The organism is Streptomyces sp. CB01373, from assembly GCF_002803075.1.
GTDB lineage: Bacteria > Actinomycetota > Actinomycetes > Streptomycetales > Streptomycetaceae > Streptomyces.
This window is the reverse complement of the sequence record NZ_NNBK01000015.1, coordinates 33,673-55,762: the sequence shown is the minus strand read 5'-3', so window position 1 is coordinate 55,762 and position 22,090 is coordinate 33,673. Positions and strand designations below refer to the sequence as shown.

Below are 22,090 nucleotides of genomic sequence, written 5' to 3'. Positions count from 1 at the left end.
CTGGGGGTCAGGGGCAGATGACGACGCGGCCTCGTATCCGGTTCTCCACCGCGAGGTAGGCGTCCTGGCCGTTCTCCAGGCCGTAGCGGTTGGCGATGGGCAGGGGGCGGAACTCTCCGGAGTCGAAGAACGGGGCGAGTCGTTGGAGCCTCGCGCCCGACTCGACGACGTCGTAGTGCCCGCTGTTGCACCCGAAGACCCGGATCTCGTCGCGGTACAGCTCGACCAGGTCGATCTCCACGGTCCGCGTGCCCACGGCGCTGATCACCACGAGTCGGCCCCGGCGGGCCAGCGAGGCCAGCGCCGCCGGCGTGGTGACGCCACCGACTGCGTCGTACACCACATCGGCACCCCTGCCTGCGGTGAGCCGCTTGATCTCCGAGGCGGTGTCCCGCGCACTGCCGTCGAGCGCGACGAACTCCTTGATGATCGATGCGGCGGGGGTACCGTCGGCGGGGTGGACCCGGTCCACGCCGATCACCCGGGCTCCAAGGGCGTGGGCGATCTGGGCGACGGCGCCGCCGACTCCGCCGGAGACGCCGAAGACGGCGATGATCTCGTCCTTGGCCAGTTGGGCGGCCTCGACGGCGCCGAGCCAGCCGGTGACGAAGTTGACCCCCACGGCCGAAGCCTCCTCGAAGCTCAGCCGCTCGGGCTTGCGGGCCAGCGCCGCCGCCGGAACAGTGAGCATCTGCGCATGTGAGCCGTCGCGGGTGAACCCGACATCCCCGCCAGTGCCCCAGACCTCGACGCCGACCCAATCGTGCGGCCCGTCGACGACAACGCCGGCGAAGTCGCGCCCGGGGATACGAGGAAGAGTCGTTCCCTCCATCTGACCGGCGACGTTCTTCAGGTCCGACGGGTTCACCGAGGCAGCCTTGACGGCTACGACGGCCTCACCGTCCCCCGCTACGGGGTCGGGCATCTCGGCCAGGCCCAGGACGTGGGGATCGCCGAAGCGGTCGAAACGCAGAGCACGCATGACGGCACCTTTCTGAGCCGGGACGGGCCATCCGCCCGCCGTGTGACAGCCCCCACACCACCGAGCATCACGCAGCTCCCTCATCGCGTCCAACGACAGTTTTCGATCAGCTCTATCTCCATCGGAGATAATGGGAGCTATGGAGCTCCGGCAGTTGGAGTACTTCGTCGCGGTCGCCGAGGAGATGAGCTTCTCCCGGGGAGCGCGACGGCAGAACGTCGTCCAGTCAGCGGTTTCCACCGCTGTCGGGAAGCTGGAACGCGAACTCGGTACGCCGCTCTTCGACCGGTCGAAGCTGCGCATCGAGCTCACGCCCGCCGGACGGGCCTTCCTGGCCGAGGCCAGGTCCACCCTGCACGCCGCCCAGCGGGCGAAGGATGCGGTGACCGGCTTCCACGGGCGGCTCAGCGGCACCGTCGATCTGGGGACGCTCATGTCATCCGGCCCGGTTGACGTCCCCGCCGCGCTCGGCCGGTTCCACGCGGCGTATCCGCTGGTGTCGGTGCGGCTGCGGCAGGGCCCCGCGGGATCGGCCGGGCATGTCGCGGCGATCGCCGAGGGCTCCCTCGACCTGGCCCTGGTCTCCCTGAGCGGCAAGCCCGCGATGGTCTCGCTACGACCACTCGTCGAAGAACCGATGGTCTTCCTGTGCCGCCCGGATCATGCCCTGGCCCGCCGCAGGCAGATCCGGATCACCGACCTCGCGGATGAGACGTTCGTGCACTTCGTCACCGGCTGGGGCGTCCGCCGCCAGGTGGACCAGGTGTTCCGAGACGCCGGCGTGGAACCCGCCGCACCCTACGAGGTCTCGGACTACGCCACCGCCGCCGGGCTTGTCCGCCACCGGCTCGGCACCACGCTCGTCCCCAGATCAGCGGCTGCCCCCTACACCGAACTGCGTGCCCTCCCCCTCGTCCCGACCGTGACATGGCGTCTGTCCCTGGCCGTCCCTGACGGACGGAAACTGTCCCCCGCCGCTGCGGCTCTGGCCGACGCACTGGGCCGTCAGGCGGGCGGGGCCTGAGCCCATCAAGCCGATGTGACACGGGCCCGGCCATCGCGGCCGCCACCCCGGAGACCTGACGAACCTCCCGCCGCAGCGCCGGCAGACTCCACGGGACGTCGCCGAACCGTGGGTCCCGAGCCGGTGCCCAGGCTCATCGGGGCCTCCCGTCCCGGACCCCGCCGACTACGAGCTCGACTGAGCCAGCCCGTAGACGCGCACGGCCGTTCCCTCGAACACCGCGGTGCGTTCGTGCTCGGTGAGCGTGGAGGTCAGGTCCCGGGCCGTGGTCAGGACCTCCTCGTATGGGGCCGCGAGGGTGCACACGGGCCAGTCCGAGCCGTACATCAGACGGTCCGGGCCGAAGGCCTCCAGCGCCACCTCCGCATAGGGGCGGAGGTCGGCCGGCATCCAGGCGGTGAGGTCGGCCTCCGTGACCATGCCCGACAGTTTGCAGACGGTGTTGGGCCGGCCGGCGAGCGCATGTACGGCGCTCGCCCAGGGCTCCAGCTCTCCGGAGACGATGGGCGGCTTGCCCAGGTGGTCGAGGACGAAGGTGAGTTCCGGGAGGGTCGCGGCCGCCTCCGTGCAGGCCGGCAGCTGGTGGGGGAGGACGACCAGGTCGTAGGCGAGGCCCGCGTCGGCTACGGCGGCCAGGCCCCGCCGTACGTCGGCCCGCAGCAGCCATCCCGGGTCGGGCTCGCCCTGCACCTGGTGGCGGATGCCCTTCAGGAAACGGCCGCCTGGGAGCCCACGCAGGCGGGCGAGTTCGTCGGCGACGTCGGGGCGGGTGAGGTCGGTCCAGCCGACGACACCCGCGATCAGATCGTGTTCGGCGGCCAGGGCCAGCAGTTCGGGGGTCTCCTCCGGCAGGGTGACCGTCTGGACGAGGACCGTGCGGGCCACTCCGGCCGCCTCGGCACGGGGTTTCAGGTTCTCCACGGTGAAGTTCCGTCTGAGCGGCCGGAGTCGGGGTCCCACGATCCAATCCTGGTCGCGGATCGACAGGTCCCAGACGTGATGGTGGGCGTCCACGGTCACGGCAGCTCCCACACGACGGGCAGCCCCGCGTCGACGCCCCCGCGGGAGTAGTCGTGCACGACGTCGAGCAGCTCGGCCATGCGTGCCTGCCAGGCGACGTTGGCCGGCAGCCGCTCCAGTTGGGCGAGGAGGCGGGGGTAGTCCTCGCACTCCAATAGGTGGAAGAGGTCGGTGCCGCTGCGCCAGATCGTCCAGGAGGTGGCCCCGGCGGCGCGGATGGCGGCGGTCAGCTCGGCCGGGACCTCCCGGTGCGCGGCCTCGTAGTCGGTGATCCGGTCGGGCCTGACCTTGGTGTGCAGGGCGACTCTCATGAGGTCTCCTCGGTGGGCGGTAGGCCCGTCTCGCGTACTTCCCCACAGAAGGCGACGGGGACGTGGATTGCGAACTGCTCTGTGTAGTAGCGGACTTCGGCAGCAGAGCCGGCACTGATCAGAAGGCTGGGCCGGCCTCGACACCGCTGCGGCTCAGGGCGGTCACCGGACCGCCGGGCGCAGCCGCAGGCCCTGCATGCCGCCGTCGACGGCGAGTGCGGTACCGGTCGTGGCGCCGGACAGGGGACCGGCCAAATAAGCGATGGCGCCCGCGACTTCGGCGGCGGTGACGAGCCGGCCGGTGGGCTGGCGGGCCTGAAGTGCGGCGCGCTCGGCGGCCGGGTCGGGAGCGGCGTCCAGCAGGCGGCCGACCCACGGTGTGTCCACCGTGCCGGGGTTGACGCAGTTGACGCGGATGCCCTCGCGGACGTGGTCGGCGGCCATGGCCAGGGTCAGCGAGTACACGGCGCCCTTGGTGGCGCTGTACAGGGCGCGCTGCGGCAGTCCCGCGGTGGCCGCGATGGAGCAGGTGTTGACGATCGCCGCGTGCGAGGAGCCGCGCAGATGCGGCAGGGCGGCGCGGGCGGTGCGGACCATGCCGAGGACGTTGACGTCGAAGACGCGGCGCCACTCCTCGTCGTCGTTGTCCTCGACGGTGCCCTGGGCGCCGATGCCGGCGTTGTTCACCAGGACGTCGAGTCCCCCAAGGGCCTCGGCGGCCTGCTCGACGGCCCCGCGCACCGAGGTGTCGTCGGTGACGTCGGCACGGAAGGCGAGCAGCGGCTTCGCCACGGACGACGGGTCCAGGTCCAGGACGGCGACCTGCGCGCCCCGCTCGGCGAGGAGTTCGGCACTCGCCCTGCCGATGCCGGAGGCGCCTCCCGTCACCAGAGCCCTGAGTCCCTGGAAGTCGCTCATGCCGCATGTCCCTTCTGCAGGTCGGGGTCGGTGGCCCAGAAGGTGCCGCCGGGGAACGTGTAGCGCGCTATGGACTCCGGTCGCATGGCGGCCGAGAAGCCCGGGGCGGTGGGGGCCGCGTAGTGACCGTCCTGGATCACCACCGGGTTCAGGAAGTGCTCGTGGAGGTGGTCGACGTACTCGATCACCCGGTCCTCGGTGGTGCCGGAGACCGCGACGTAGTCGAACATCGACAGATGCTGCACCAGTTCGCACAGGCCGACCCCGCCCGCGTGCGGGCAGACGGGGACTCCGTACTTGGCGGCCAGCAGCAGGATCGCGAGGTTCTCGTTGACGCCGGCGACGCGCGCCGCGTCGATCTGGAGCACGTCGAGGGCGCCTGCCTGGAGCATCTGCTTGAAGACGATGCGGTTGTGCACGTGCTCGCCGGTGGCGACCTTCACCGGGGCCACGGCCTTGCGGACCGCCGCGTGGGCGAGGATGTCGTCGGGGCTGGTGGGCTCCTCGATCCAGTACGGGGCGAACGCGGCGAGCGCCCGGGTCCAGCGGATCGCCTCGGCCACGCCCCAGCGCTGGTTGGCGTCGATGGCGATGCGGACGTCCGGCCCGACGACCGTCCGGGCCACCCGGCAGCGGCGCACGTCGTCGTCAAGGTCCGCACCGACCTTCAGCTTGATCTGGGTGAATCCGTCGGCAACGGCCTGGGCGGCGAGTCGGCTGAGCTTGTCGTCGTCGTAGCCGAGCCAGCCCGCCGAGGTCGTGTAGGCGGGGTAGCCACGCTGGAGCAGGCGCGTCGTGCGCTCCTTCGCGCCCTCCCGGCCACGGCGCAGGATCTGGAGCGCCTCCTCGGGGGTGAGCGCGTCGGTGATGTAGCGGAAGTCGATCTGGCTCACCAGCCACTCGGGGTCGGCCTTGGCGAGCAACTGCCACAGGGGCTGCCGCGCGCGCTTGGCGGCGAGGTCCCACACGGCGTTGACGACCGCGCCGATCGCCATGTGCATCACGCCCTTCTCCGGTCCCAGCCAGCGCAGTTGACTGTCTCCGATCAGGTCCCGGAACAGCGAGCCGGGGTCGCCGCACACGTCGTCTACCAGGCGTCCGACCACGTGGTGGCGCAGCGCGTGGATCGCGGCGACCTGGACGTCGTTGCCCCGTCCGATGGTGAAGGTGAAGCCGTGTCCCTCCGCTCCGCCGTCCTCGTCCGTGCGCAGCACGACATAGGCCGCCGAGTAGTCGGGGTCCGGGTTCATGGCGTCGGAGCCGTCGAGCTCGCGCGAGGTGGGGAAGCGGATGTCGTGGGTGTCGACCGCGATGATGCGGGCGGGCGTCGCAGACACGGATGGCCTTTCGGTCGGTGACGGGGGAACCGGCGGGTCAGTCCTGGGCGCGGCCCGTCGTCACACGGGCGATCATGAGCGCGACCAGAATGATTCCGCCGTAGATGGCCTGGATCCAGAACGACGGCACCTGGGCGAGGGTGAGCAGGTTCTGCACGACGCCGAGCAGGAGTACGCCGGTCAGGGCGCCGAACATGGTGCCCTTGCCGCCGTCCAGGCTGATGCCGCCGATCACCGCTGCCGCGAACACTGTGAAGATCATGTTCTGGCCCTGGTTGGCGCTGATCGCGCCGACGTAGCCGGTCTGCATGATCCCGCCGGCCGAGGCCAGGACGCCGGCGACGACGAACACGCCGAGCATGACCCGCTCGACGCGGATGCCGGCCGCGCGGGCCGCCTCCGCGTTGCCGCCGATGGCGTACAGGGCTCGTCCGACGCGGTGGTACTTGAGCAACAGCCCGGCGACCGCGAAGGCGACGGCGGCCAGCCACACCGACAGAGGGACGGCCAGGAAGGTGGTGGTTGCCAGGGAGTAGAAGCTGTCGGGCATGCCGAACAGCGTCTTGCCCTTGGTGACACCGACCAGCAGACCGCGCAGCACGATCAGCATCGCCAGGGTCACGATGAAGGCGTTGAGCTTGAACCTGACGACGAGGACACCGTTGAAGAGGCCGACGACCGCGCCCACCACCAGGATCGCGAGCAGGGCGAGCGGCGCCGGGAACGTCACGCCCCATCCGGTCTGGTCCGAGGGGAGCACGAGGAGGGCGCCCACGGCCGGTGCGATACCGACGACCGACTCCAGGGACAGGTCGAACTTGCCGGTGATCAGCACCAGCGACTCGGCGAGCACCACCATGGCGAGGGCGGCGGAGGCGCCGAGGATCGAGATCAGGTTGCGCTCGGTGAGGAACGAGTCGTTGACGACCGTGCCGAGCACCATCAGCAGCAACAGCGCGGGCAACAGAGCGAGTTCGCGGGCCCGGCGCAGCAGGACCGTCCTGGCCGATCCCGCGGCGGTGGCGCGCGGCGGCGCGAGCGGCGCGGCCGCCCTGGTGTCAGCCATGGTCCACTCCTTCGATGGAGGCGATGAGCTCGTGGTCGCGCCAGCCCGCCGGGTGTTCGGCTACGACGCGGCCGTGGAAGAGGACGAGGACGCGGTCGCAGCGGCGCAGGTCGTCGAGTTCGTCGGACACGACGAGCACGGCGGTGCCGTCCTCGCGGGCGTTGTCCATCCGCGCCAGCAGGGACTCCTTGGACTTCACGTCGACGCCCGCGGTGGGGTTGATGAGCACCAGCAGCCGCGGGTCGGAGGCCAGGGCGCGGGCCATGACGACCTTCTGCGCGTTGCCGCCGGACAGGTCCGCCACCGGCTGGTCGGGGCCCTCGGTGTGGATACCGAGGCGCTCGATCAGTCCGCCGGCGACACCGCGTCTGGTGTCGGTGGAGACGAAGCCGAAGCGGCCGAGCCGGTCCAGCACGCTCATGGTGGCGTTGTCGCCGACCGTCATGCCGGCGACCAGACCCTGTTCGTGCCGGTCGCGGGGCACACAGCCGACACCCGACCTGAGCGCGGCCCGCACATCGCCGAACGGCAGCTTCCTGCCGTCGAGTTCGGCGGTCCCGCCGGTCGGGGTGTGCAGTCCGGCGAAGGTCTCGGCCAGCTCGATCTTGCCGCTGCCGCTGGAGCCGGCGAGTCCGACGACCTCGCCACCGCGGACGGTGAGGTCCACGTGCGCGTAGGCCTCGGAGGTGAGCCCGCGCGCGTCGAGCACCACGGGAGTGCCGACGGCGTCCGCGTCGTGTGCGTGCCCGCGCTCGTGCTCCGGGACCGACTCTCCCGCCATCGCCTCCACCAGGGCCGCGCGCGACAGGCCGGCGACCGGCGCTGTCGTGATCCATCGGGCGTCGCGCAGCACGGTGACGGTCTGGCAGACCTCGTAGACCTCCTGGAGATGGTGTGAGATGAACAGGAAGGTGACGCCGGAGTCCTGAAGGGCGCGCATCCGCGTGAACAGCCGCTCGATCTCGCGGTTGTCGAGCTGGGCGGTCGGCTCGTCGAGGACGATGAACCGCGCGCCGAAGCTCAGCGCCCGAACGATCTCGACCATCTGCCGTTCCTCGACCTTGAGTTCGCGGGTACGGGCCTCCGGGTCGACCCGCACGTCCCAGGTGTCGAGGAGGTCGGCGGCCTGCTGTCTCAGCCGGCGCCAGCTGATGAGGCGTCCGCGGCCCGTGGGCTGGCGGTTGATGAACAGGTTCTCGGCGACCGTCAGTTCGGGGACGACCGTCGGCTTCTGGTACACACAGGCGACCTTTCGGCGCCAGGCGTCGCGGTCGGTGAGCGCGGGCGCGGACTCCCCGTCGAAGCGGACCTCGCCCTCGTCGGGGGCCTGGAGACCGGTGAGCACGGCGACGAGGGTGGACTTGCCGGCGCCGTTGCGGCCGACGAGGGCGTGGGACTCGCCGGGCAGGACGGTGAGCCGGCCGTCGGCGAGGGCGACGGTGGGCCCGTAGCGCTTGACGATGCCCCGCGCCTGAACCAGCGGCGTGGTGTCGGAGCCGCTCATCGGACCGTGTTGCCCCAGAGTTCGGGGTCGTCGACGTTGTCCTTGGTGACCAGTGGGGCGGGCAACTGGTCCTCCAGGATGCCGCTGGGCAGCGTGACGATCGTGGAGCCGTGGTCGGTGGGCCCCGGCTTGAACGTCCTGCCCTGCATCGCCGCCTTGATGTAGTACATGCCGTACTTGGCGTAGGCGTCGGCGGGCTGCGAGACGGTGGCGTCGATCTCACCCTTGCGGATGGCCTCGTACTCCTGCGGGATGCCGTCGTTGGAGACGACGACGATGTGCCCGGCCGTGCCCGCCGTCTTCAGCATCTTCTTGGACTTCAGGGTCTGCAGGGTGGGCGCGAGGTATACGCCACCCGCCTGCATGTAGATGCCCCTGATGTCGGGGTTGGCGTTCAGGAGCGTGTCGAGCTTGGAGGCGGCCGTGTCGGACTCCCACTTGGCGGGGATCTCCAGCACCTTCAACTTGGGGAAGTTCTTCCGCACGCAGGAACGGAACGCCTCCGAGCGGTCGCGGCCGTTGACCGAGGCCAGGTCGCCCATGATCTGCACGACCTTGCCCGAGCCGATGTGCGCGCCCAGGTACTGGCAGGCCTTCTCGCCGTAGGCGACGTTGTCCGCCCGCACGACCATGGCGACCTTGCCCTTGTCGGGTGCCACGTCGACGGCGACCACGGGGACGCCCTTGCGCTCGGCCTGGTCGAGTCCGGCCTGGATGGCGGCGCTGTCCAGCGGGGCGACGACGAGGCCCTTCACGCCCTGGTTGAGCTCGTTGTTGATGTCGGTGATCTGCTGCGAGGGGTCGCTGTTGGAGTTGACTGTCTTCAGTGCGTCGACACCCTGGGACGTGGCCATCTTCGGCACGTAGTCGTTGTACGACTGCCAGAACGGCGAGGTGAGCAGGGGCAGGATCACCCCGACCTTGCCGTCGCCTTTGGCGCCCGTCGCGCCGCTGTCCTTGGTGCTGCCGCATGCCGTGAGCGCCAGGGTGCCGCAGGCGGCCGCGGCTGTCGCGCGCACCGCCCACGAGGGGAATCGCCTGTCCTGCCGCCGCCTGTCCTCGCGCCGCCTGTCTTGCCGTCCGTTCCGCGCTGTGTTGCCGGCCATGTGTCGGCTCCTCATCGAGCGAAATCGAGCAGTTGACGCATATTTATCAGACCACTTGGCGCCCACAACACCCTTCGGAGCCGATATTTGCTACTTGCCAGCCGCAGTGGTCGGACCACATCGATGACTAAACTGCGGCGCACGGCGACAGGAGGAGTGGCGTGGACGAAACCGCTGCGGGGGAGACGGAACCGGAGAGCACCGCGGCCGCTCCGCAGAAGGGCACGGTGACGCAGCGCGCCATCGACCAGATCAAGGCGATGATCGCCGAAGGACTGCTGGAGCCAGGGCAACGCCTGCCCACCGAGCGGGACCTCGCGGCGCAGCTGGGCATCTCCCGCAGTTCTATGCGTGAGGCGATCCGCGCGCTGACCGTGCTCGGCGTGCTGGACGCCCGGCACGGCTCGGGCACCTACGTCACTCGGCTGGAGGCCGGTGACCTGCTGGAGACGTTCGGCGTGGTCGCAGACCTCTCCCGCGGCCCGCGCCTGGTGGAGCTGCTCGAGGTGCGCCGCATCCTGGAGTCGACGGCGACCGCGCTGGCGGCGGCCCGGATCACCCCGGACCAGCTTGCCGAGGTGGAGAAGCACCTGACGGCGATGAACACCACCGACGATCCGGAGGAGATCCTCGCCCACGACCTCGCCTTCCACCAGGAGATCGCGATGGCCGCGGGCAACGAGACGATGGCCGCGATCCTGGACGGCCTGTCCTCACGCACCTTCCGCGCCCGCGTCTGGCGCGGCTACCAGGAGGAGGGGGCCTTTGCCCGGACCCGCCGCGAACACGCCGCGATCCACCGGGCACTGACCGCCCGGGACCCGGAGGCCGCACGGGCAGCCGCGGCCGCGCACGTGGGCGAGGTGGAGGAGTGGCTGCGGGCGCAACTGGACCTGTAGCGGACCCGGAATTCGCCTCCAAGGTGCATATCGGTGATCCGGCGCCGTTCAGCGGGGCCCGGCCGGCGCGCGCCATGCTCGACGAGGCTGCGGCCGACGCGGACGCCGGCGCAGGCCTCGCGCAGCGCACCCGCCGCCGTCGACGCGACCTTCCGCGCCCGGCTGCCCGCCGCGCACCTGGACCACAGGCCGCCCGCCACCGGCGGGGTGGGGGAGCAGGAGTACGCGCGCGCCGCGGTGGTGCTTCACCGAACCCCATGAACACGGAGGGTCTCCGGGGCGGCTGGTCGCGGCGGCCGGGGGCGGTTCACGCGGCGCCGGAGGTGCATCGGTACAGCGCCTCGCCCGTTGCGCCGGACGGTTCCGTGGCGCCGGCGGATTCCGTTCCGCCGTAAGTGGAGGCCGGTACGGGGGTGCAGGCGGACCGGACCCAGGCGGTGATCTGCGTGGCACCGGTGCCGTTGCCGGTGCCGTTGCCGGACAGGGCGCCCGTGTCGCGACCGCCGCCGCTCAGCAGCATGTACCGGAGCTTGCCGGAGGCGACCAGGTGCCGGAACTGCGCCTCGGTCGGGAACGGCACATCGCCGCTGTAGCCGCCCAACGGCAGGACATGGGCACCGGTGGAGAGGATGTAGGGAGAGGCGCGCCTCCAGCCGGTCGTGGCGAAGACGTAGGCGGCCGAGCCCTGGTGCGAGGTGGCGTACCGGAGCAACTCCCTCTGGGCCACGGTGAGTCGGTCGTCGTCCTGGAGGACGTTGAAGCCACCCGCGCCACCCGGCGCGCCGGGCGCGCCCTGGGTCTCCCCACTGCTGCCGGCACTGGTCCGGGGGCGCTGCCCCGTCCGGCCGCCCGCCGACGTCACCGAGCGGTGGCCGCGGTGCTTGCCGGACGGGCCGACCGCGCCCCTGCCGGAACTGGCGTACGCGGGGTTGAAGACCTGCACCGCCCACGCGCTCGGCGCGAACAGCAGCGCGGCGAGGGACGTGGCCAGCCCGGCGAGGGCGAGCCTGCCGCCGGAGGCGCCACGGCCCCGACGGCCCAGCACCAGCAGGACGACGGCCCCCAGGCCGAGCAGCCCCACGGCGGGTGCCAGCCAGGGCAGGAACGACGGGAACTCGCCGGCGAGATACGCGCTCCACGCCGCCGTGGCCGCCACCGCGCCCGGCAGCGCCCACGCGCGGGGGCCGCCCGCACGGTATGCACGCCACATCAGTGCGACGCCGCCGCCGGTGAGCGCGGCGAGCGGTACGGCGATGACGCCCATGTAGTACGTGTGGCCAGCGACGCTGCCCGCGCTGAACACCAGGAAGTACGTGGCCAGCCAGGTACCCCACAGGAGGGATCCGGCGCGGATCCGGTCGGTGCGTGGCCGGCCCCGGCGCCACAGCACACCGCAGGCGATGGCGACAGCGGCGATCGGGTAGAGCCAGCCGGTCTGCGAGGCGAGCGACCTGCCGAACATCTTCGACCAGCCGTCCTGGTCGCCGCCCCTGCCGCCGGACCCGGCCTGGCGGGCCTCGCTCGTCGGGGTTGCCGGCACATGGGTGACCGAACCCGCGCTCTGGCCGCCCTGCGAAGCACCATTCGTACTGGTTTCACGGTCGGCGATGCTGCCGTGGCCGCCTCCGCCGTTCCGTGTCGCGCTCACGCTGCCCGTGGAGGCCGCGCTGACACCGAGCGAGGAGAAGCGGTTGAGGAAGTTGTAGCCGACGACCATGCTGAAGGCGGAGTTGTCGGTGGTGCCGTCGACATAGGGCCGGTCCTTGGCCGGAGTGAGGGTGACGGCGATCATCCAGGACATCGAGACCGCGGCCATCACCAGCCCGGACACGCCCAGGTGCGCCAGCCGCCTGCGCAGCACGATCGGTGCCGACAGCAGATAGACGAGGGCGAGCGCGGGAAGCACCGCCCACGCCTCCAGCATCTTGGCCTGGAAGCCGAGACCGACCCACACCCCGGCGAACAGCAGCGGGCGCAGCCGGCCGTTCCGGGCGGCCCGCTGGGTCGCCTCGGCCGCCAGCAGCACGCACAGGGTGAAGGCGGGGTCCTCGACGGCAGTCCGGAAGAGCCCCACGGCCACCGGGGTCAGCAGAAACGCCGTGGCGGCGATGAGCGCTGCCTCGACTCCGGCCCAGCGCCGCACCAACCGGTACAGGACCAGCAGGCTCGCCACGCCCTCGATGACCTGAGGAAGAACCAGTGCCCAGGGGTGGAATCCGAAGATGCGGACGGAGAGTGCCTGTGGCCAGAGGAATCCAGGCAGTTTGTCGAGCGTAATGGAATTTCCAGGGTCGAAAGACCCGTAGAAGAAGGCCTTCCAGCTCTCCGACATGCTGCGGACGGCGTTGGCGTAGAACGTGTGGTACTGGCTGTGGTTGATCCCCCAGGCGTAAAGCACGGCGGCCAGCACGGTGATGACCAGCAGCGCGGGGCGCGCATACGCCGGCTGGCCCGCCGGCGCTCTCCAGCGCGCTCGGCGGTCGGCCCCTGCGGCGGTCGGGTCGAGAACTGTCGTAGCCATGCCCAGCAGTCTTCGGTACCACGCGAGCCCACTACGCCACAGAAACTCGCTTCAAGGCAATTCTCATTCTCCCGAGGGCAATCCTTTAACCGCGACGGGCAGAACGCGGCTTCGTTGGTTTCCAGGATTCCGGCCTCGACTTCTGAGGGCTGAGAGGGCGGTTCATGACTCTTTGAGTATTTCTGTGGTCGCCTGATGGTGTGAGCGAGGACGGAATCTGCTGGTCCGCCGCCTGCGGTCTGTTGAGGTGGCGGGGTGAGTGAACGCAAGCCGTATCCGAGTGACTTATCGGACAAGCAGTGGTCGTTGGTCGAGCCGGTGATCACCGCATGGAAGGACCGGCACCGCTCGGTCAGCGGCCATCAGGGCGCCTATGCGATGCGGGAGATCGTGAACTCGATCCTTTATCAGGGGCGGACCGGCTGTCAGTGGGCCTATCTCCCGCACGACCTACCGCCGAAGAGCGCGACGTACTACTACTTCGCCGCCTGGCGGGACGACGGGACCGACCAGGTCCTCCACGAACTCCTGCGGTGCCAGGTGAGGGAGCGGGCCCGCCGATTAGAGGACCCGACCCTGGTGGTGCTGGACACCCAGAGTGTCCACGCAGCCGCCGGGGTCCCCGCCGCCACGACCGGCCGGGATCCGGCCAAGCGGGTGCCGGGCCGTGGACGTTCTCGGTCTGGTGATCGCGGTGGTGGTCCTCGCCGCGATCGCGCACGACAACGCCGCGGGCATCGCCCTGCTGGACCAGGTCGCCGAGCACGCCGGTGGCACCGTCGAGAAGGCCCTGGTCGACCAGGGCTTCAAGAACCAGGTCGTCGTGCACGGCGCCGGCCTGGGCATCGACGTTGAGATTGTCGAACGCAACCCGCAGGACAAGGGCTTCGTCCCGCAGCCGAAACGGTGGAGGGTCGAGCAGACCTACGGGATCTTGATATTGCACCGGCGCATGGTCCGCGACTACGAGCACCATCCGTCCTCGTCCGCCTCCCGCGTCTACTGGGCAATGACTCACGTCATGGTCCGCCGACTCACCGGCACGAACGCCTCTGCCTGGCGCGACCCACAGGCGGTTTCCGCATGAACATCCGGCCCCTGCTCGACGCGCTGGACATCCAGGAGAGTGCCGCCCGGGCTCAGGCCGATGACCTCCGCACGCAGATCGGCCAGCTGCAGACCCGGCTACGGGAGGCCGAGACACACCTCGAGCATCTCGTGATCACCCGGAAGACCGTCACCGGCCTTGCCGACCGGCTCCCGGTCGGCCCACCGGACCTGCCCGAACACCCGGACTACCCCCGCATCCTCGCCGTCTTCAACGACGCGACCCGACCGCTGCGGGCCAAGGACGTCTGCCAAGCCCTCGACCACGAACTGCTGCCGAAGAACATCGAAGGCACCCGAGCCAAGCTGAAACGCCTGGTCAAACTCGGCATCCTCACCGAAGCCGACACCGGCAGCTTCACGGGCTCCCCCTGAAGACTGCACTCGGATGGTTCGTTTGGGGTTGTGCCTGGTCAAGGGGTACCGGTGCTCACCTCTCGGGGTCGGGCCAAGTCGCCACAAGTGCTCGCCGATTTGGAAAGCGGGGACCGGAGACCATCTCCTGGGTGGTCTCACCGTTGAGCCAGCACACTTGCTCGGGGCCGCCGTCGCCGGTGTCGAACAGGCAGCACACTCCGCCGCTGGCGGCGGTGAGGTCGGTGAACACCTTCCTGATGTTGGTCGACCGCGCGAACAAGCGGCTCATCCTCGACGTCGCTGCCCAGAACTCCACCGACGCGTAACCAGGGTGCAGGAAGGACTCGAACCGGATCGTCGCGTAGATGTACCCGATCTGGATGCGCCCGTCCGCCTCGGGTTCGGGGCCGCCCGTCTCCGCGTACTCGCGCAGTACGTCATCGACGTCGAACATGATGGACGTGTCGAGCTCGAGCGTGCTGCTCGTGGAGCAGTCGACTGGCTCGCTCTTGAAGTGGGACGTGAACGGGAGGACGAGCCGCTCACCGCCGGGCAGGGTGAGCTCGAGCGGCGGCACGCGAGGGGCCGGTGACGCCAGCTCGCCCAGATTGGCCAGCGCCTTGGCGACGTTTCGGGGACGTAGATAGATGTCGTAGCCGTAGGTCAGCCCCATTCTTCCCCCTCTACCGGGTCGAACCGCACCTTCTCATGACCCGCCCCTGGGACGCCTGCCGGTTTTGGAGAGGCACGCCGATCCGGCACCACAGTGGTTTCCCGCTGCTCCTTGCCTGCGTGGGTTCACCGCACCCAGTCCCCGCTCGCTGACCGGCGGATTCCACCCATGCTCACAGGCAATAGCAGGAAGCACTCAAAGGCTCACGAACCGCCCTCTGAGAACCCCTAACGGAATGCCCTACGCGGTCTTGAGGGATACGCCGGGGGTCGTGAACGAGCCCGGTTGCCAGTGTCCGCACGTGACTCTGACCGACCTCAGAACGGCTTTCGTGACGATGAGCAGCGGCGGCGCGTCCAGAGGGTCATTCATGATCGCCTTGTGATCCGAGATCGCGGCTTCATGGCCGCCCAGGACAACGACAGTTAACGCGGCCGGAGCTTCTTCAGCCGTCGCCAGCAGATGATGCTGCAAGCGAGGCTGAGGAAGGCTTCGTGGATGTCGTCGCGTACCTTGGAGGAGTGGGATCAGCTGGGTGACGTCGTTGCGGTTGCCGCTGGTCAGGGCGGCGGCGAGTGGGATGCCGGTGGCGTCGGTGATCAGATAATGCTTGCTGCCCCTCCTGCCCCGGTCGACGGGGCTTCTTGCCAGGCGTGCGTGGTGAAAGCGGCATCCGGCGGTCACCGAAGCCGCTTCTCCGCAACAACTGGCAACTCGTCCTGGTCTGCAACAGCAACAGCGTCAACGGTGCCCAGGTGACCGTCAACGGCCGCTGGCACACGGGCGACGGCTCCGACACCCTCTACTGCCCCAACGGCTACAGCGCCGCCTACACCAAGGTCAACAGCGACAACTGACCCCGGGCTCGCGACTGGGTGCCGGACCCTTCCTGCGGCTGTGGTGCTCGGTGCCACCGCCGCGCCGAGGGTTTCCTGACCGTGCCGAGCCTGCCGCCCCTCCTCGGGCGGCGGCGCATCCGGGTCGCGCGTGGGCGAGACGGTATACGGCCAAAGACGGTGAACGCCCACGGCGAGGGCCGGTGAATGGGGCAGGGAAGAGCCGGCGAACGAGTACGGGGTCATTGAGCGGCAAAGTCCCGGGTCCGCGGTGAGACACGGCACCCGGCACGACGTAGGGGAGGGAGGGATCCCCCCGCCGCCCGACCCTCCCGGAGGTACCTCGCCTGTGACGACCGTCAAAGCACCCCCGGCCCCGGGCGACGGCCGCGGTGACGAGGAGACTCCTCGGGGCTGGCATTTCAACTCCTCTCTGGGAATGACCCTGTTGCTGCTCCTGCTCGTGGTCGGGCAGAGCCCGATCCGGCGGGCGCTGGGCGCGCCGGTGATGCAGAGCTGGATGACCATCTTCCTCGCGGTGGTCGTCCAGGCACTTCCCTTCCTGGTCCTCGGCGTGCTGCTGTCGGCGGCTCTCGTGGTGTTCGTTCCGCCGTCGTTCTTCGCCCGTGCGCTGCCGAAGCGGCCCGCCCTCGCGGTGCCGGTCGCCGGGGTGGCCGGGGCGGTCCTGCCCGGTTGCGAATGCGCCTCGGTGCCGGTCGCCGGAGCGCTTGTGCGCCGAGGGGTCACGCCCGCGGCGGCGCTGGCCTTCCTGCTGTCCGCTCCCGCGATCAACCCGATCGTGCTGACCGCCACGGCCGTCGCGTTCCCGCGGAACCCGGAGATGGTCCTCGGCCGCTTCGTGGCGAGCCTGCTCGTGGCGTGCGCGATGGGCTGGCTGTGGCAGCGTCCCGGCCGCGCCGACTGGCTGCGGCCGCCGGCCCGTGCCTCGTACGAGGGCCGGAGTAAAGGCGCGGCATTCTGGGGTTCCGTACGGCATGACGTGATGCATGCCGGCGGGTTCCTGGCCGTCGGCGCCATGGCCGCGGCCACGCTCAAGGCCGTGGCACCGGAGAGCTGGCTGCGGACGGCGGCCGGCAACCCGGCCGTCGCGATCCTCGCGCTCTCGGTCCTCGCGGTGCTGCTGTCGATCTGCTCGGAGGCGGACGCGTTCGTCGCCGCGTCGCTGTCCCAGTTCTCGCTCGTCGCCCGGCTGGCGTTCCTTGTGGTCGGCCCGATGATCGACCTGAAGCTGTTCGCGATGCAGGCCGGCACCTTCGGCCGCTCCTTCGCGTTGCGGTTCGCTCCCGCCACCTTCGTGCTGGCGGTCCTGGTGTCGGTCTTGGTCGGGGCGGTGCTCCTGTGAGCCGCCAGGCACAGGCGGCCCTCCTGTTCCTGGTCGGCGGGGCGATGGTGCACACCGGCGCCACCAGCCTTTACCTGCGCTACGTCAAGACCGGGCTGCAGCCCCTGCTGCTCGCGGCCGGAGCCGTCCTGATCGCCACTGCCGTCGCCACCGCCTGGTACGAACTGCGCCGGCCGGCCACCGTCGGTCGGCAGCGGTACACGGGAGAGACGCGCGACGGACACCGGGACGGCGACGGCCACCGCGAGCCCCGGATCTCCTGGCTCCTCGTACTGCCCCTGTTCGCCCTCATCCTGGCCGCCCCGCCCGCACTCGGTTCCTACGACGCCATGCGCACCGGAACGGCCCTCCAGCCGCCCCTGGCCTATCCGGCCTTGCCGTCGGGCGATCCGCTCAAGCTCACCCTGGTGGACTATGCGGGGCGCGCGGCGTACGGGCACGGGCGCTCCCTCGGTAACCGGAAGGTCGAGATCACGGGGTTCGTCGCCCTCGACCGCGGCGGTACGCCCTACCTCGTCCGCATGGCCCTCAACTGCTGTGCCGCCGACGCCCAGCCGGTCAAGATCGGCATGTCCGGAAAGCTGCCGCCCGTCCTGCAACCCGACTCCTGGCTCCAGGTCACCGGCACCTACACCGGCAAGCGGACCAAGGACCCGGTCGGTGGCGGGATCATTCCGTTCATCGACGTCGTCGAAGCCAAGCCGGTCCCAGCCCCGGAGGACCCGTACGACGAGAGCTGGAACCAGTAGGGCGGGCGCGACACGCACGGCGTGCCGGGGAGTCCGGCGGCCCCGGCCGGCTCAACCGGCGGACACCCGCGTCCCTTCCAGCGTCACGGTCGGCACCCGGTCCCGTTGTGCGTCGTCCGGGAAGCTGGTCGCCGTGATCCCGGCCGCCATGCGCAGCTCGTCGAAGCAGATGTCGGTACGGGCCCCGCCGGCCTTCTCGGCCCGCTCGAACAAGGGACCGCCGGCCTGGTACACGGACTCCCGGCAGGCCAGGCAGCAGTGGCAGGTGGCCTTCGTGGCCCTGGCCGCGCTGCTCGTCCTCGCCCGGCGAGCTCGCGGGGGCTCTGGTTCGGGAACGACCTGCCGGCGCCGGCCGGCCGAGTGGACCGAGGCCGGGGTGTGGTTCCGGCTGCACGAGGTCCTCCTGGACACGCTCCGCAGCGCGAACGCCCTGGACTTCTCGCGGGCGGCGGTCGACGACTCCCACGCCCGGGCGTTACAGGGGGCTCCGAGGCCGGACGACGTCCCGTTGACCGTGGCAGGACGGGCACCCGGCGGAGCTCGACACCCTCGGCCTGGGCGTAGGCGAACACCCCTGGTCGGAGCCTTCGGAAAGTCATCGCGAGTTGCGACTGCCGCTGGGGCCGCCGCTTTGGCGGCTCGCGGCAAAGCGGGAAGGAGGCACGCCGAAGGTACGTGTGAAGGCGGCGGTGAACGCGGCGGGAGAGGCATAGCCGAGACGGACACCGACCTCGCTGACCGACGCGGTGCGCAGCAGCGGCATGGCCGCGAGCAGGCGGGCGCGGGCCCGCCACACGGCCGGGCTGTCACCGGTCTCCGAGCGGAAGCGCCGAGTGAAGGCCCGTTCGCTCATGGCTGTCCTCGCGGCCCATGCGGCGTTGGTGACGCCGGCGTCTGGGGCGGCCAGGTATTCGCGGCAGAGTTCCGCGAGATCGGCGGCGGCGGGAATCCCGACGTGGAACGGGAGCGCGGCGAGCTCAGCGATCTCGTGCAGGAGGAGGGCGGCAATGCTTCCCTCCCGTCCGGACAGGCTGTAATCGATCTCGAACTCGACAGCGACCAGGAGTAGTTCGCGCAACAGCGGCGGAACGTTGACGACGGTGCAGGTGGCTGGCCACCAGGGGACGGCATTCGGCTCGATGTACAGGCTCCGGGTACTCACCCCCAGCATGTGGACCCGGTGCCGGGTAGCGGCCGGAATCAGAACGGCGCGCTCGGGCGGAACGGTCCAGGTGCCCTCGGCGGTGTCGACGACCATCACCCCGGTGGCGCCGTAGAGAAACTGGGCGCGCCGGTGTTCGTGCCAGTCCAGTACGTGGCCGGGCGGATAGTCGGTGCCGATCGGCAGGACGACCCGGTCGGCGTGGTCGACGCCGGCCAGGGAGACGTTCTTCACCCCGTCATCCTACTGGCTGAGACGCGAAGGAACGGTGCCGGATATCGCATGCGGGAAACCCGTCGGAGCTGGTGGAGTGGGGGCTGTGGATGTTGTGGCATTGATCGGGATCGGGCTCCTCACGGGGGCGACCACGGTGTTGTTCGGATTCGGCGGCGGGTTCGTCACGGTGCCGGTCGTGGTGTGGGCTGACGCCGCGCTCGGCGCGGACGCGATGCAGGTGGCGACTGCCACCTCGGCCCTGGTGATGGTAGTGAATGCGGGTTTCGCGACAGCCGTCACACCGAGGCGGGTGCTCCTCGCGCTCCGCGGCAGCGGCATGCTGCTCCTCCTGCTCGCGGCCGGTGCCTCGGTCGGCGCGCTCGCCACGCGCCTCGCCCCGGCCGGTCTGGCCCGCTGGGCCTTCGTCGCGTACGTCGCTCTCACCATCGCCGACGTCCTCCTGCGCCCCGGCTTCCTGCGCCCGGGCTCCCGGATCGAGGCGACCTCCGATGCTCCGCGTCCACTGCCGACCGTCCTCGGCGCGCCGGCTGGTGCGGTCGCGGCCTTCCTCGGTGTGGGGGGCAGCGTTATGACCGTCCCCGCAATGCGGAGGGCAGGGCACACGATGCGCGTGGCGACCGCGCTGGCCAACCCCCTCACCCTCGCCATCGCACTGCCGGCCACCGCAGTGTCTCTGGGCGGCGCCGCGGTCCCCGCTGCCGCTGACGCGCACCTGCAACTGGTGGGGCTCATTGACCTTCGCGCTGCCTCGGCGCTGCTCCTCGGCGCTCTGCCGGTGATCGCGATACTCCGACGGCGCCCGCCACGGATCCCAGACCGCACCTACGCCTGGGCGTACATCGGACTGCTTGCCATGGTGACAGTCGCCATGCTGCTCTCGGCTTAGCCGGCGGCTGTCGGCAATTGGCTGCAGCCGTATGCGGAGTCGCGGTAGAGACCGCGGGCGTGGCGTTGGCTCTGCATGACCGCGGCGTGCTCGATGGCGGTGGTCTCACCCGGGGGCCGGTGGGGTCAGCAGGTGGGCGACGTCGGCGAAGTCGGTGATGAACGGTGAGCTGCTGGTCGTGCTCCAGGCGAGGCATACGTGGCCCACTGCGATGTCCTCGACGGGGAGCGTGACGACGTCGTGGCGAGTGTAGAAGGCGGCGGTGGAGAGCGGGATGACGCAGATGCCGGCCCCGGCCGCGACCAGTTCGAGTTTTTCCTCCACGCTGTTGATCGGCCGGACCTCGGCGCGCTCTCCGGTGCGCAGTTCGTCGGCCACATCCCGCCACTCCGGTACAGCGTCGGGATCCTGGAGCAGGTGCTCGCCGGCCAGGTCGCCGACGATGAGCGAGGACTTCGCGGCCAGTGGGTGGTCCGCCGGCAGTGCGACGACGCGGGGCTCGGTGAACAGGCGCCGTACCTGCAGGCCGTGCCGGTCGATGGGGAGGCGGACGATGCTGACGTCGGCCCGGCCGTCGCGCAGGACCTCGACCTGGTCCTGCCAGCCGGTCCGCAGCAGCCGGACGTCCAGTCCGGGGTGGCGGGAGGTCAGGGCACGTACCGCCGGGGTCACGGTGATGCCGGGCATGAAGCCGATGGTGAACTTCGGGGTAGCGGCGGCCGCGGCGGTGACCGCGCGGACCATGGCTGTGCAGGCCGCCAGCAGCCGGGGGGCTTCCTCCAGGAGCCGGGCTCCGGCCGCGGTCAGCGCGGTGCCCCGCCGGTCGCGGCAGAAGAGGAGCACACCCAGGTCGTCCTCAAGAGCACGCATCTGGCGGGAGAGAGCCGGCTGGGCGATGTGCAGCCGCTCGGCGGCGCGGCCGAAGTGCAGTTCCTCGGCGACCGCCACGAAGTAGCGCAGCTTGCGCAGGTCGACGTCCACGCCGGTGTCCTCTCTCGTCGTCCCCGTCGTCATCCCTCTGCGTTGACCTTCCTACCCCGGTGCGTGGGGACTCGTCGGTCATCATTCTTGAGCGAAGACGGCCAGCGGGTCGGTGAATGCGGGGGCCCAGCCGAGTTCGGCGCGGGCGCGGGTCGGGGTGATCTGCTGGTCCAGGGCGAAGGCGTCAGCGATGGGGCCCATGTCGGCGCGCGCCTGCTCCAGCGTGATGGACACGGTCTTGCCTGCCAGCCCGGCCCCGTGGCTGACGGCCTGTGCGACCTCCCGGGCCGTCGGACTGATGCCGCCCACACCCGCGTAGATTGAACCGGCCTTGGCGCGCAGGGCCGCCACGTAGAGTTCGGCGAGGTCCTCGACGTGGACCAGGGCCCAGTGCTGAAAGCCGTCGCCGATGTAGGCGATGGCGCCGGCTTCCCGGCCGGGCCGGGTGAAGAAGGTCTCGATGAGCCGGTTGTCCCCGCCGTACAACAGTCCGGGGCGGATGATCACGGGACGGCCGCCGCGGGCGGCGCGGGCCAGGACGGCGTCCTCGACGGGCTTGCGCCAGGCGACCAGGGCCGGCGGGTTCCAGGGAGCGTCCTCGTCCACGACGCCGTCGGTGTCGCCGTAGACCCACGTGCCGCCGGTGTGGAGGTAGGGGCCGGGGCCGAGACCGTCCTGCATGGCGGTGGCCGCGGCGAGGTCCTCCTCTCCTGTCTGAGCCTGGGCGAGGTGGATCACGGCCTCGGCGTGTGCCGCCGCGTCGTTGAGAACGGCCAGGTCCCCCAGGCTTCCGCGGACCGAAGCCGCCCCAAGGTGCTGGACCGCCCGGGCCGCGTGTTCGCTGCGGGACAGAGCGCGCACGGTGTGACCGTGGCGGTTCAGCGCCTTGATGACGGCCGTACCGATGTAACCGGAGCCGCCGGTGACGAAGACCTTCATGACGATCGTCCTCTCGTTTCGGGATCTTTTTCAGCCTGCGCCCGACGGGGTGGGTGCGTCCAAGACCTGTCCCGCCCGCTGTGATGCCGCTCCGGCATCAGACCGGGACAGC

Annotated in this window: 20 protein-coding genes and 2 pseudogenes; 7 read left to right on the top strand and 15 right to left on the bottom strand. The window is 70.5% G+C overall.

Annotated features, from left to right (window positions below; genetic code table 11):
- Nucleotides 1-7: 7 nt before the first annotated feature.
- On the bottom strand, nt 8-982 hold the full coding sequence (locus CG719_RS24360; protein WP_100570822.1) for a quinone oxidoreductase family protein: 975 nt from the start codon (nt 980-982) through the stop codon (nt 8-10).
- A 139-nt stretch (nt 983-1,121) separates the two neighbouring features.
- On the opposite strand from CG719_RS24360, the gene CG719_RS24355 reads away from it, so the two are divergent.
- Nucleotides 1,122-2,006, top strand: coding sequence for a LysR family transcriptional regulator (locus tag CG719_RS24355; RefSeq protein ID WP_100570821.1), 885 nt, complete (start codon nt 1,122-1,124; stop codon nt 2,004-2,006).
- 165 nt (nt 2,007-2,171) lie between these two features.
- On the opposite strand, the gene CG719_RS24350 is transcribed toward CG719_RS24355, so the two are convergent.
- The 7 genes from CG719_RS24350 to CG719_RS24320 all read right to left on the bottom strand — a co-directional run bounded on the left by CG719_RS24350 (nt 2,172) and on the right by CG719_RS24320 (nt 9,268).
- Nucleotides 2,172-3,026 (bottom strand): amidohydrolase family protein, encoded by an 855-nt coding sequence (locus CG719_RS24350; protein WP_100570820.1) that lies wholly within the window; start codon nt 3,024-3,026, stop codon nt 2,172-2,174.
- Nucleotides 3,023-3,337 (bottom strand): L-rhamnose mutarotase, encoded by a 315-nt coding sequence (locus tag CG719_RS24345; RefSeq protein WP_100570819.1) that lies wholly within the window; start codon nt 3,335-3,337, stop codon nt 3,023-3,025. The genes CG719_RS24350 and CG719_RS24345 overlap by 4 nt, the downstream gene beginning before the upstream one ends.
- A gap of 162 nt (nt 3,338-3,499) precedes the next feature.
- A complete protein-coding gene (locus CG719_RS24340) occupies nt 3,500-4,255 on the bottom strand; it encodes an SDR family NAD(P)-dependent oxidoreductase (RefSeq protein ID WP_100570818.1) in 756 nt (251 codons plus the stop codon).
- The gene (locus tag CG719_RS24335) at nt 4,252-5,592 is read right to left on the bottom strand and encodes an L-fuconate dehydratase (protein WP_100570817.1); all 1,341 of its coding nucleotides are present in this window, start codon (nt 5,590-5,592) and stop codon (nt 4,252-4,254) included. Before CG719_RS24335 ends, CG719_RS24340 begins: the two co-directional genes overlap by 4 nt.
- A gap of 37 nt (nt 5,593-5,629) precedes the next feature.
- Nucleotides 5,630-6,658, bottom strand: coding sequence for an ABC transporter permease (locus CG719_RS24330; RefSeq protein ID WP_100570816.1), 1,029 nt, complete (start codon nt 6,656-6,658; stop codon nt 5,630-5,632).
- Nucleotides 6,651-8,162 carry a sugar ABC transporter ATP-binding protein gene (locus CG719_RS24325; protein ID WP_100570815.1) on the bottom strand — a complete coding sequence of 504 codons (1,512 nt, stop codon included), beginning with the start codon at nt 8,160-8,162 and terminating at the stop codon, nt 6,651-6,653. The genes CG719_RS24330 and CG719_RS24325 overlap by 8 nt, the downstream gene beginning before the upstream one ends.
- On the bottom strand, nt 8,159-9,268 hold the full coding sequence (locus tag CG719_RS24320; RefSeq protein ID WP_100570814.1) for a sugar ABC transporter substrate-binding protein: 1,110 nt from the start codon (nt 9,266-9,268) through the stop codon (nt 8,159-8,161). The genes CG719_RS24325 and CG719_RS24320 overlap by 4 nt, the downstream gene beginning before the upstream one ends.
- Nucleotides 9,269-9,429: 161 nt before the next feature.
- Here CG719_RS24320 and CG719_RS24315 point away from each other — a divergent pair, with 161 nt between their 5' ends.
- A complete protein-coding gene (locus CG719_RS24315) occupies nt 9,430-10,167 on the top strand; it encodes a FadR/GntR family transcriptional regulator (protein WP_100570813.1) in 738 nt (245 codons plus the stop codon).
- 307 nt (nt 10,168-10,474) lie between these two features.
- On the opposite strand, the gene CG719_RS24310 is transcribed toward CG719_RS24315, so the two are convergent.
- Nucleotides 10,475-12,688, bottom strand: a complete 2,214-nt coding sequence (locus CG719_RS24310) for an ArnT family glycosyltransferase (RefSeq protein WP_100570812.1) — start codon at nt 12,686-12,688, stop codon at nt 10,475-10,477.
- 255 nt (nt 12,689-12,943) lie between these two features.
- Between CG719_RS24310 and CG719_RS24305 the strand changes: the two are divergent.
- Both CG719_RS24305 and CG719_RS24300 read left to right on the top strand, forming a co-directional pair.
- Nucleotides 12,944-13,775: pseudogene (locus CG719_RS24305) on the top strand (IS5 family transposase).
- Nucleotides 13,772-14,170, top strand: a complete 399-nt coding sequence (locus CG719_RS24300) for a hypothetical protein (RefSeq protein ID WP_100570811.1) — start codon at nt 13,772-13,774, stop codon at nt 14,168-14,170. The pseudogene CG719_RS24305 and the gene CG719_RS24300 overlap by 4 nt, the downstream one beginning before the upstream one ends.
- A 55-nt stretch (nt 14,171-14,225) precedes the next feature.
- Here the strand turns inward: CG719_RS24300 and CG719_RS24295 are convergent, their stop codons facing one another.
- Nucleotides 14,226-14,825, bottom strand: a complete 600-nt coding sequence (locus CG719_RS24295) for a hypothetical protein (protein WP_100570810.1) — start codon at nt 14,823-14,825, stop codon at nt 14,226-14,228.
- A gap of 480 nt (nt 14,826-15,305) precedes the next feature.
- Nucleotides 15,306-15,467: pseudogene (locus CG719_RS24290) on the bottom strand (transposase); the annotation flags it as partial.
- Between the two features lie 543 nt (nt 15,468-16,010).
- Between CG719_RS24290 and CG719_RS24285 the strand changes: the two are divergent.
- Both CG719_RS24285 and CG719_RS24280 read left to right on the top strand, forming a co-directional pair.
- A complete protein-coding gene (locus CG719_RS24285) occupies nt 16,011-17,024 on the top strand; it encodes a permease (protein ID WP_234375743.1) in 1,014 nt (337 codons plus the stop codon).
- Nucleotides 17,021-17,773, top strand: a complete 753-nt coding sequence (locus CG719_RS24280) for a TIGR03943 family putative permease subunit (protein WP_100570809.1) — start codon at nt 17,021-17,023, stop codon at nt 17,771-17,773. Before CG719_RS24285 ends, CG719_RS24280 begins: the two co-directional genes overlap by 4 nt.
- A 51-nt stretch (nt 17,774-17,824) precedes the next feature.
- Here the strand turns inward: CG719_RS24280 and CG719_RS24275 are convergent, their stop codons facing one another.
- Both CG719_RS24275 and CG719_RS24270 read right to left on the bottom strand, forming a co-directional pair.
- Complete coding sequence (locus tag CG719_RS24275; protein ID WP_442802745.1) at nt 17,825-18,007, bottom strand: hypothetical protein; 183 nt, start codon at nt 18,005-18,007, stop codon at nt 17,825-17,827.
- Nucleotides 18,008-18,368: 361 nt separating this feature from the next.
- The gene (locus CG719_RS24270; protein WP_100570808.1) at nt 18,369-19,169 is read right to left on the bottom strand and encodes an AraC family transcriptional regulator; all 801 of its coding nucleotides are present in this window, start codon (nt 19,167-19,169) and stop codon (nt 18,369-18,371) included.
- A gap of 85 nt (nt 19,170-19,254) precedes the next feature.
- On the opposite strand from CG719_RS24270, the gene CG719_RS24265 reads away from it, so the two are divergent.
- On the top strand, nt 19,255-20,058 hold the full coding sequence (locus CG719_RS24265) for a sulfite exporter TauE/SafE family protein (RefSeq protein WP_199836760.1): 804 nt from the start codon (nt 19,255-19,257) through the stop codon (nt 20,056-20,058).
- A gap of 105 nt (nt 20,059-20,163) precedes the next feature.
- Here CG719_RS24265 and CG719_RS24260 read toward each other — a convergent pair whose 3' ends face one another.
- Together CG719_RS24260 and CG719_RS24255 are read right to left on the bottom strand one after the other, a co-directional pair.
- Nucleotides 20,164-21,072 carry a LysR family transcriptional regulator gene (locus CG719_RS24260; RefSeq protein ID WP_100570807.1) on the bottom strand — a complete coding sequence of 303 codons (909 nt, stop codon included), beginning with the start codon at nt 21,070-21,072 and terminating at the stop codon, nt 20,164-20,166.
- Nucleotides 21,073-21,120: 48 nt separating this feature from the next.
- Nucleotides 21,121-21,978, bottom strand: coding sequence for an NAD-dependent epimerase/dehydratase family protein (locus tag CG719_RS24255; protein ID WP_100570806.1), 858 nt, complete (start codon nt 21,976-21,978; stop codon nt 21,121-21,123).
- Nucleotides 21,979-22,090 lie beyond the last annotated feature (112 nt).

Coding starts and splice junctions, on each gene's coding strand:
- CG719_RS24360 (WP_100570822.1), bottom strand. CDS start 982: ATGCGTGCTCTGCGTTTCGACCGCTTCGGCGATCCCCACGTCCTGGGC.
- CG719_RS24355 (WP_100570821.1), top strand. CDS start 1,122: ATGGAGCTCCGGCAGTTGGAGTACTTCGTCGCGGTCGCCGAGGAGATG.
- CG719_RS24345 (WP_100570819.1), bottom strand. CDS start 3,337: ATGAGAGTCGCCCTGCACACCAAGGTCAGGCCCGACCGGATCACCGAC.
- CG719_RS24340 (WP_100570818.1), bottom strand. CDS start 4,255: ATGAGCGACTTCCAGGGACTCAGGGCTCTGGTGACGGGAGGCGCCTCC.
- CG719_RS24330 (WP_100570816.1), bottom strand. CDS start 6,658: ATGGCTGACACCAGGGCGGCCGCGCCGCTCGCGCCGCCGCGCGCCACC.
- CG719_RS24325 (WP_100570815.1), bottom strand. CDS start 8,162: ATGAGCGGCTCCGACACCACGCCGCTGGTTCAGGCGCGGGGCATCGTC.
- CG719_RS24320 (WP_100570814.1), bottom strand. CDS start 9,268: ATGGCCGGCAACACAGCGCGGAACGGACGGCAAGACAGGCGGCGCGAG.
- CG719_RS24310 (WP_100570812.1), bottom strand. CDS start 12,688: ATGGCTACGACAGTTCTCGACCCGACCGCCGCAGGGGCCGACCGCCGA.
- CG719_RS24300 (WP_100570811.1), top strand. CDS start 13,772: ATGAACATCCGGCCCCTGCTCGACGCGCTGGACATCCAGGAGAGTGCC.
- CG719_RS24295 (WP_100570810.1), bottom strand. CDS start 14,825: ATGGGGCTGACCTACGGCTACGACATCTATCTACGTCCCCGAAACGTC.
- CG719_RS24260 (WP_100570807.1), bottom strand. CDS start 21,072: ATGACGACGGGGACGACGAGAGAGGACACCGGCGTGGACGTCGACCTG.
- CG719_RS24255 (WP_100570806.1), bottom strand. CDS start 21,978: ATGAAGGTCTTCGTCACCGGCGGCTCCGGTTACATCGGTACGGCCGTC.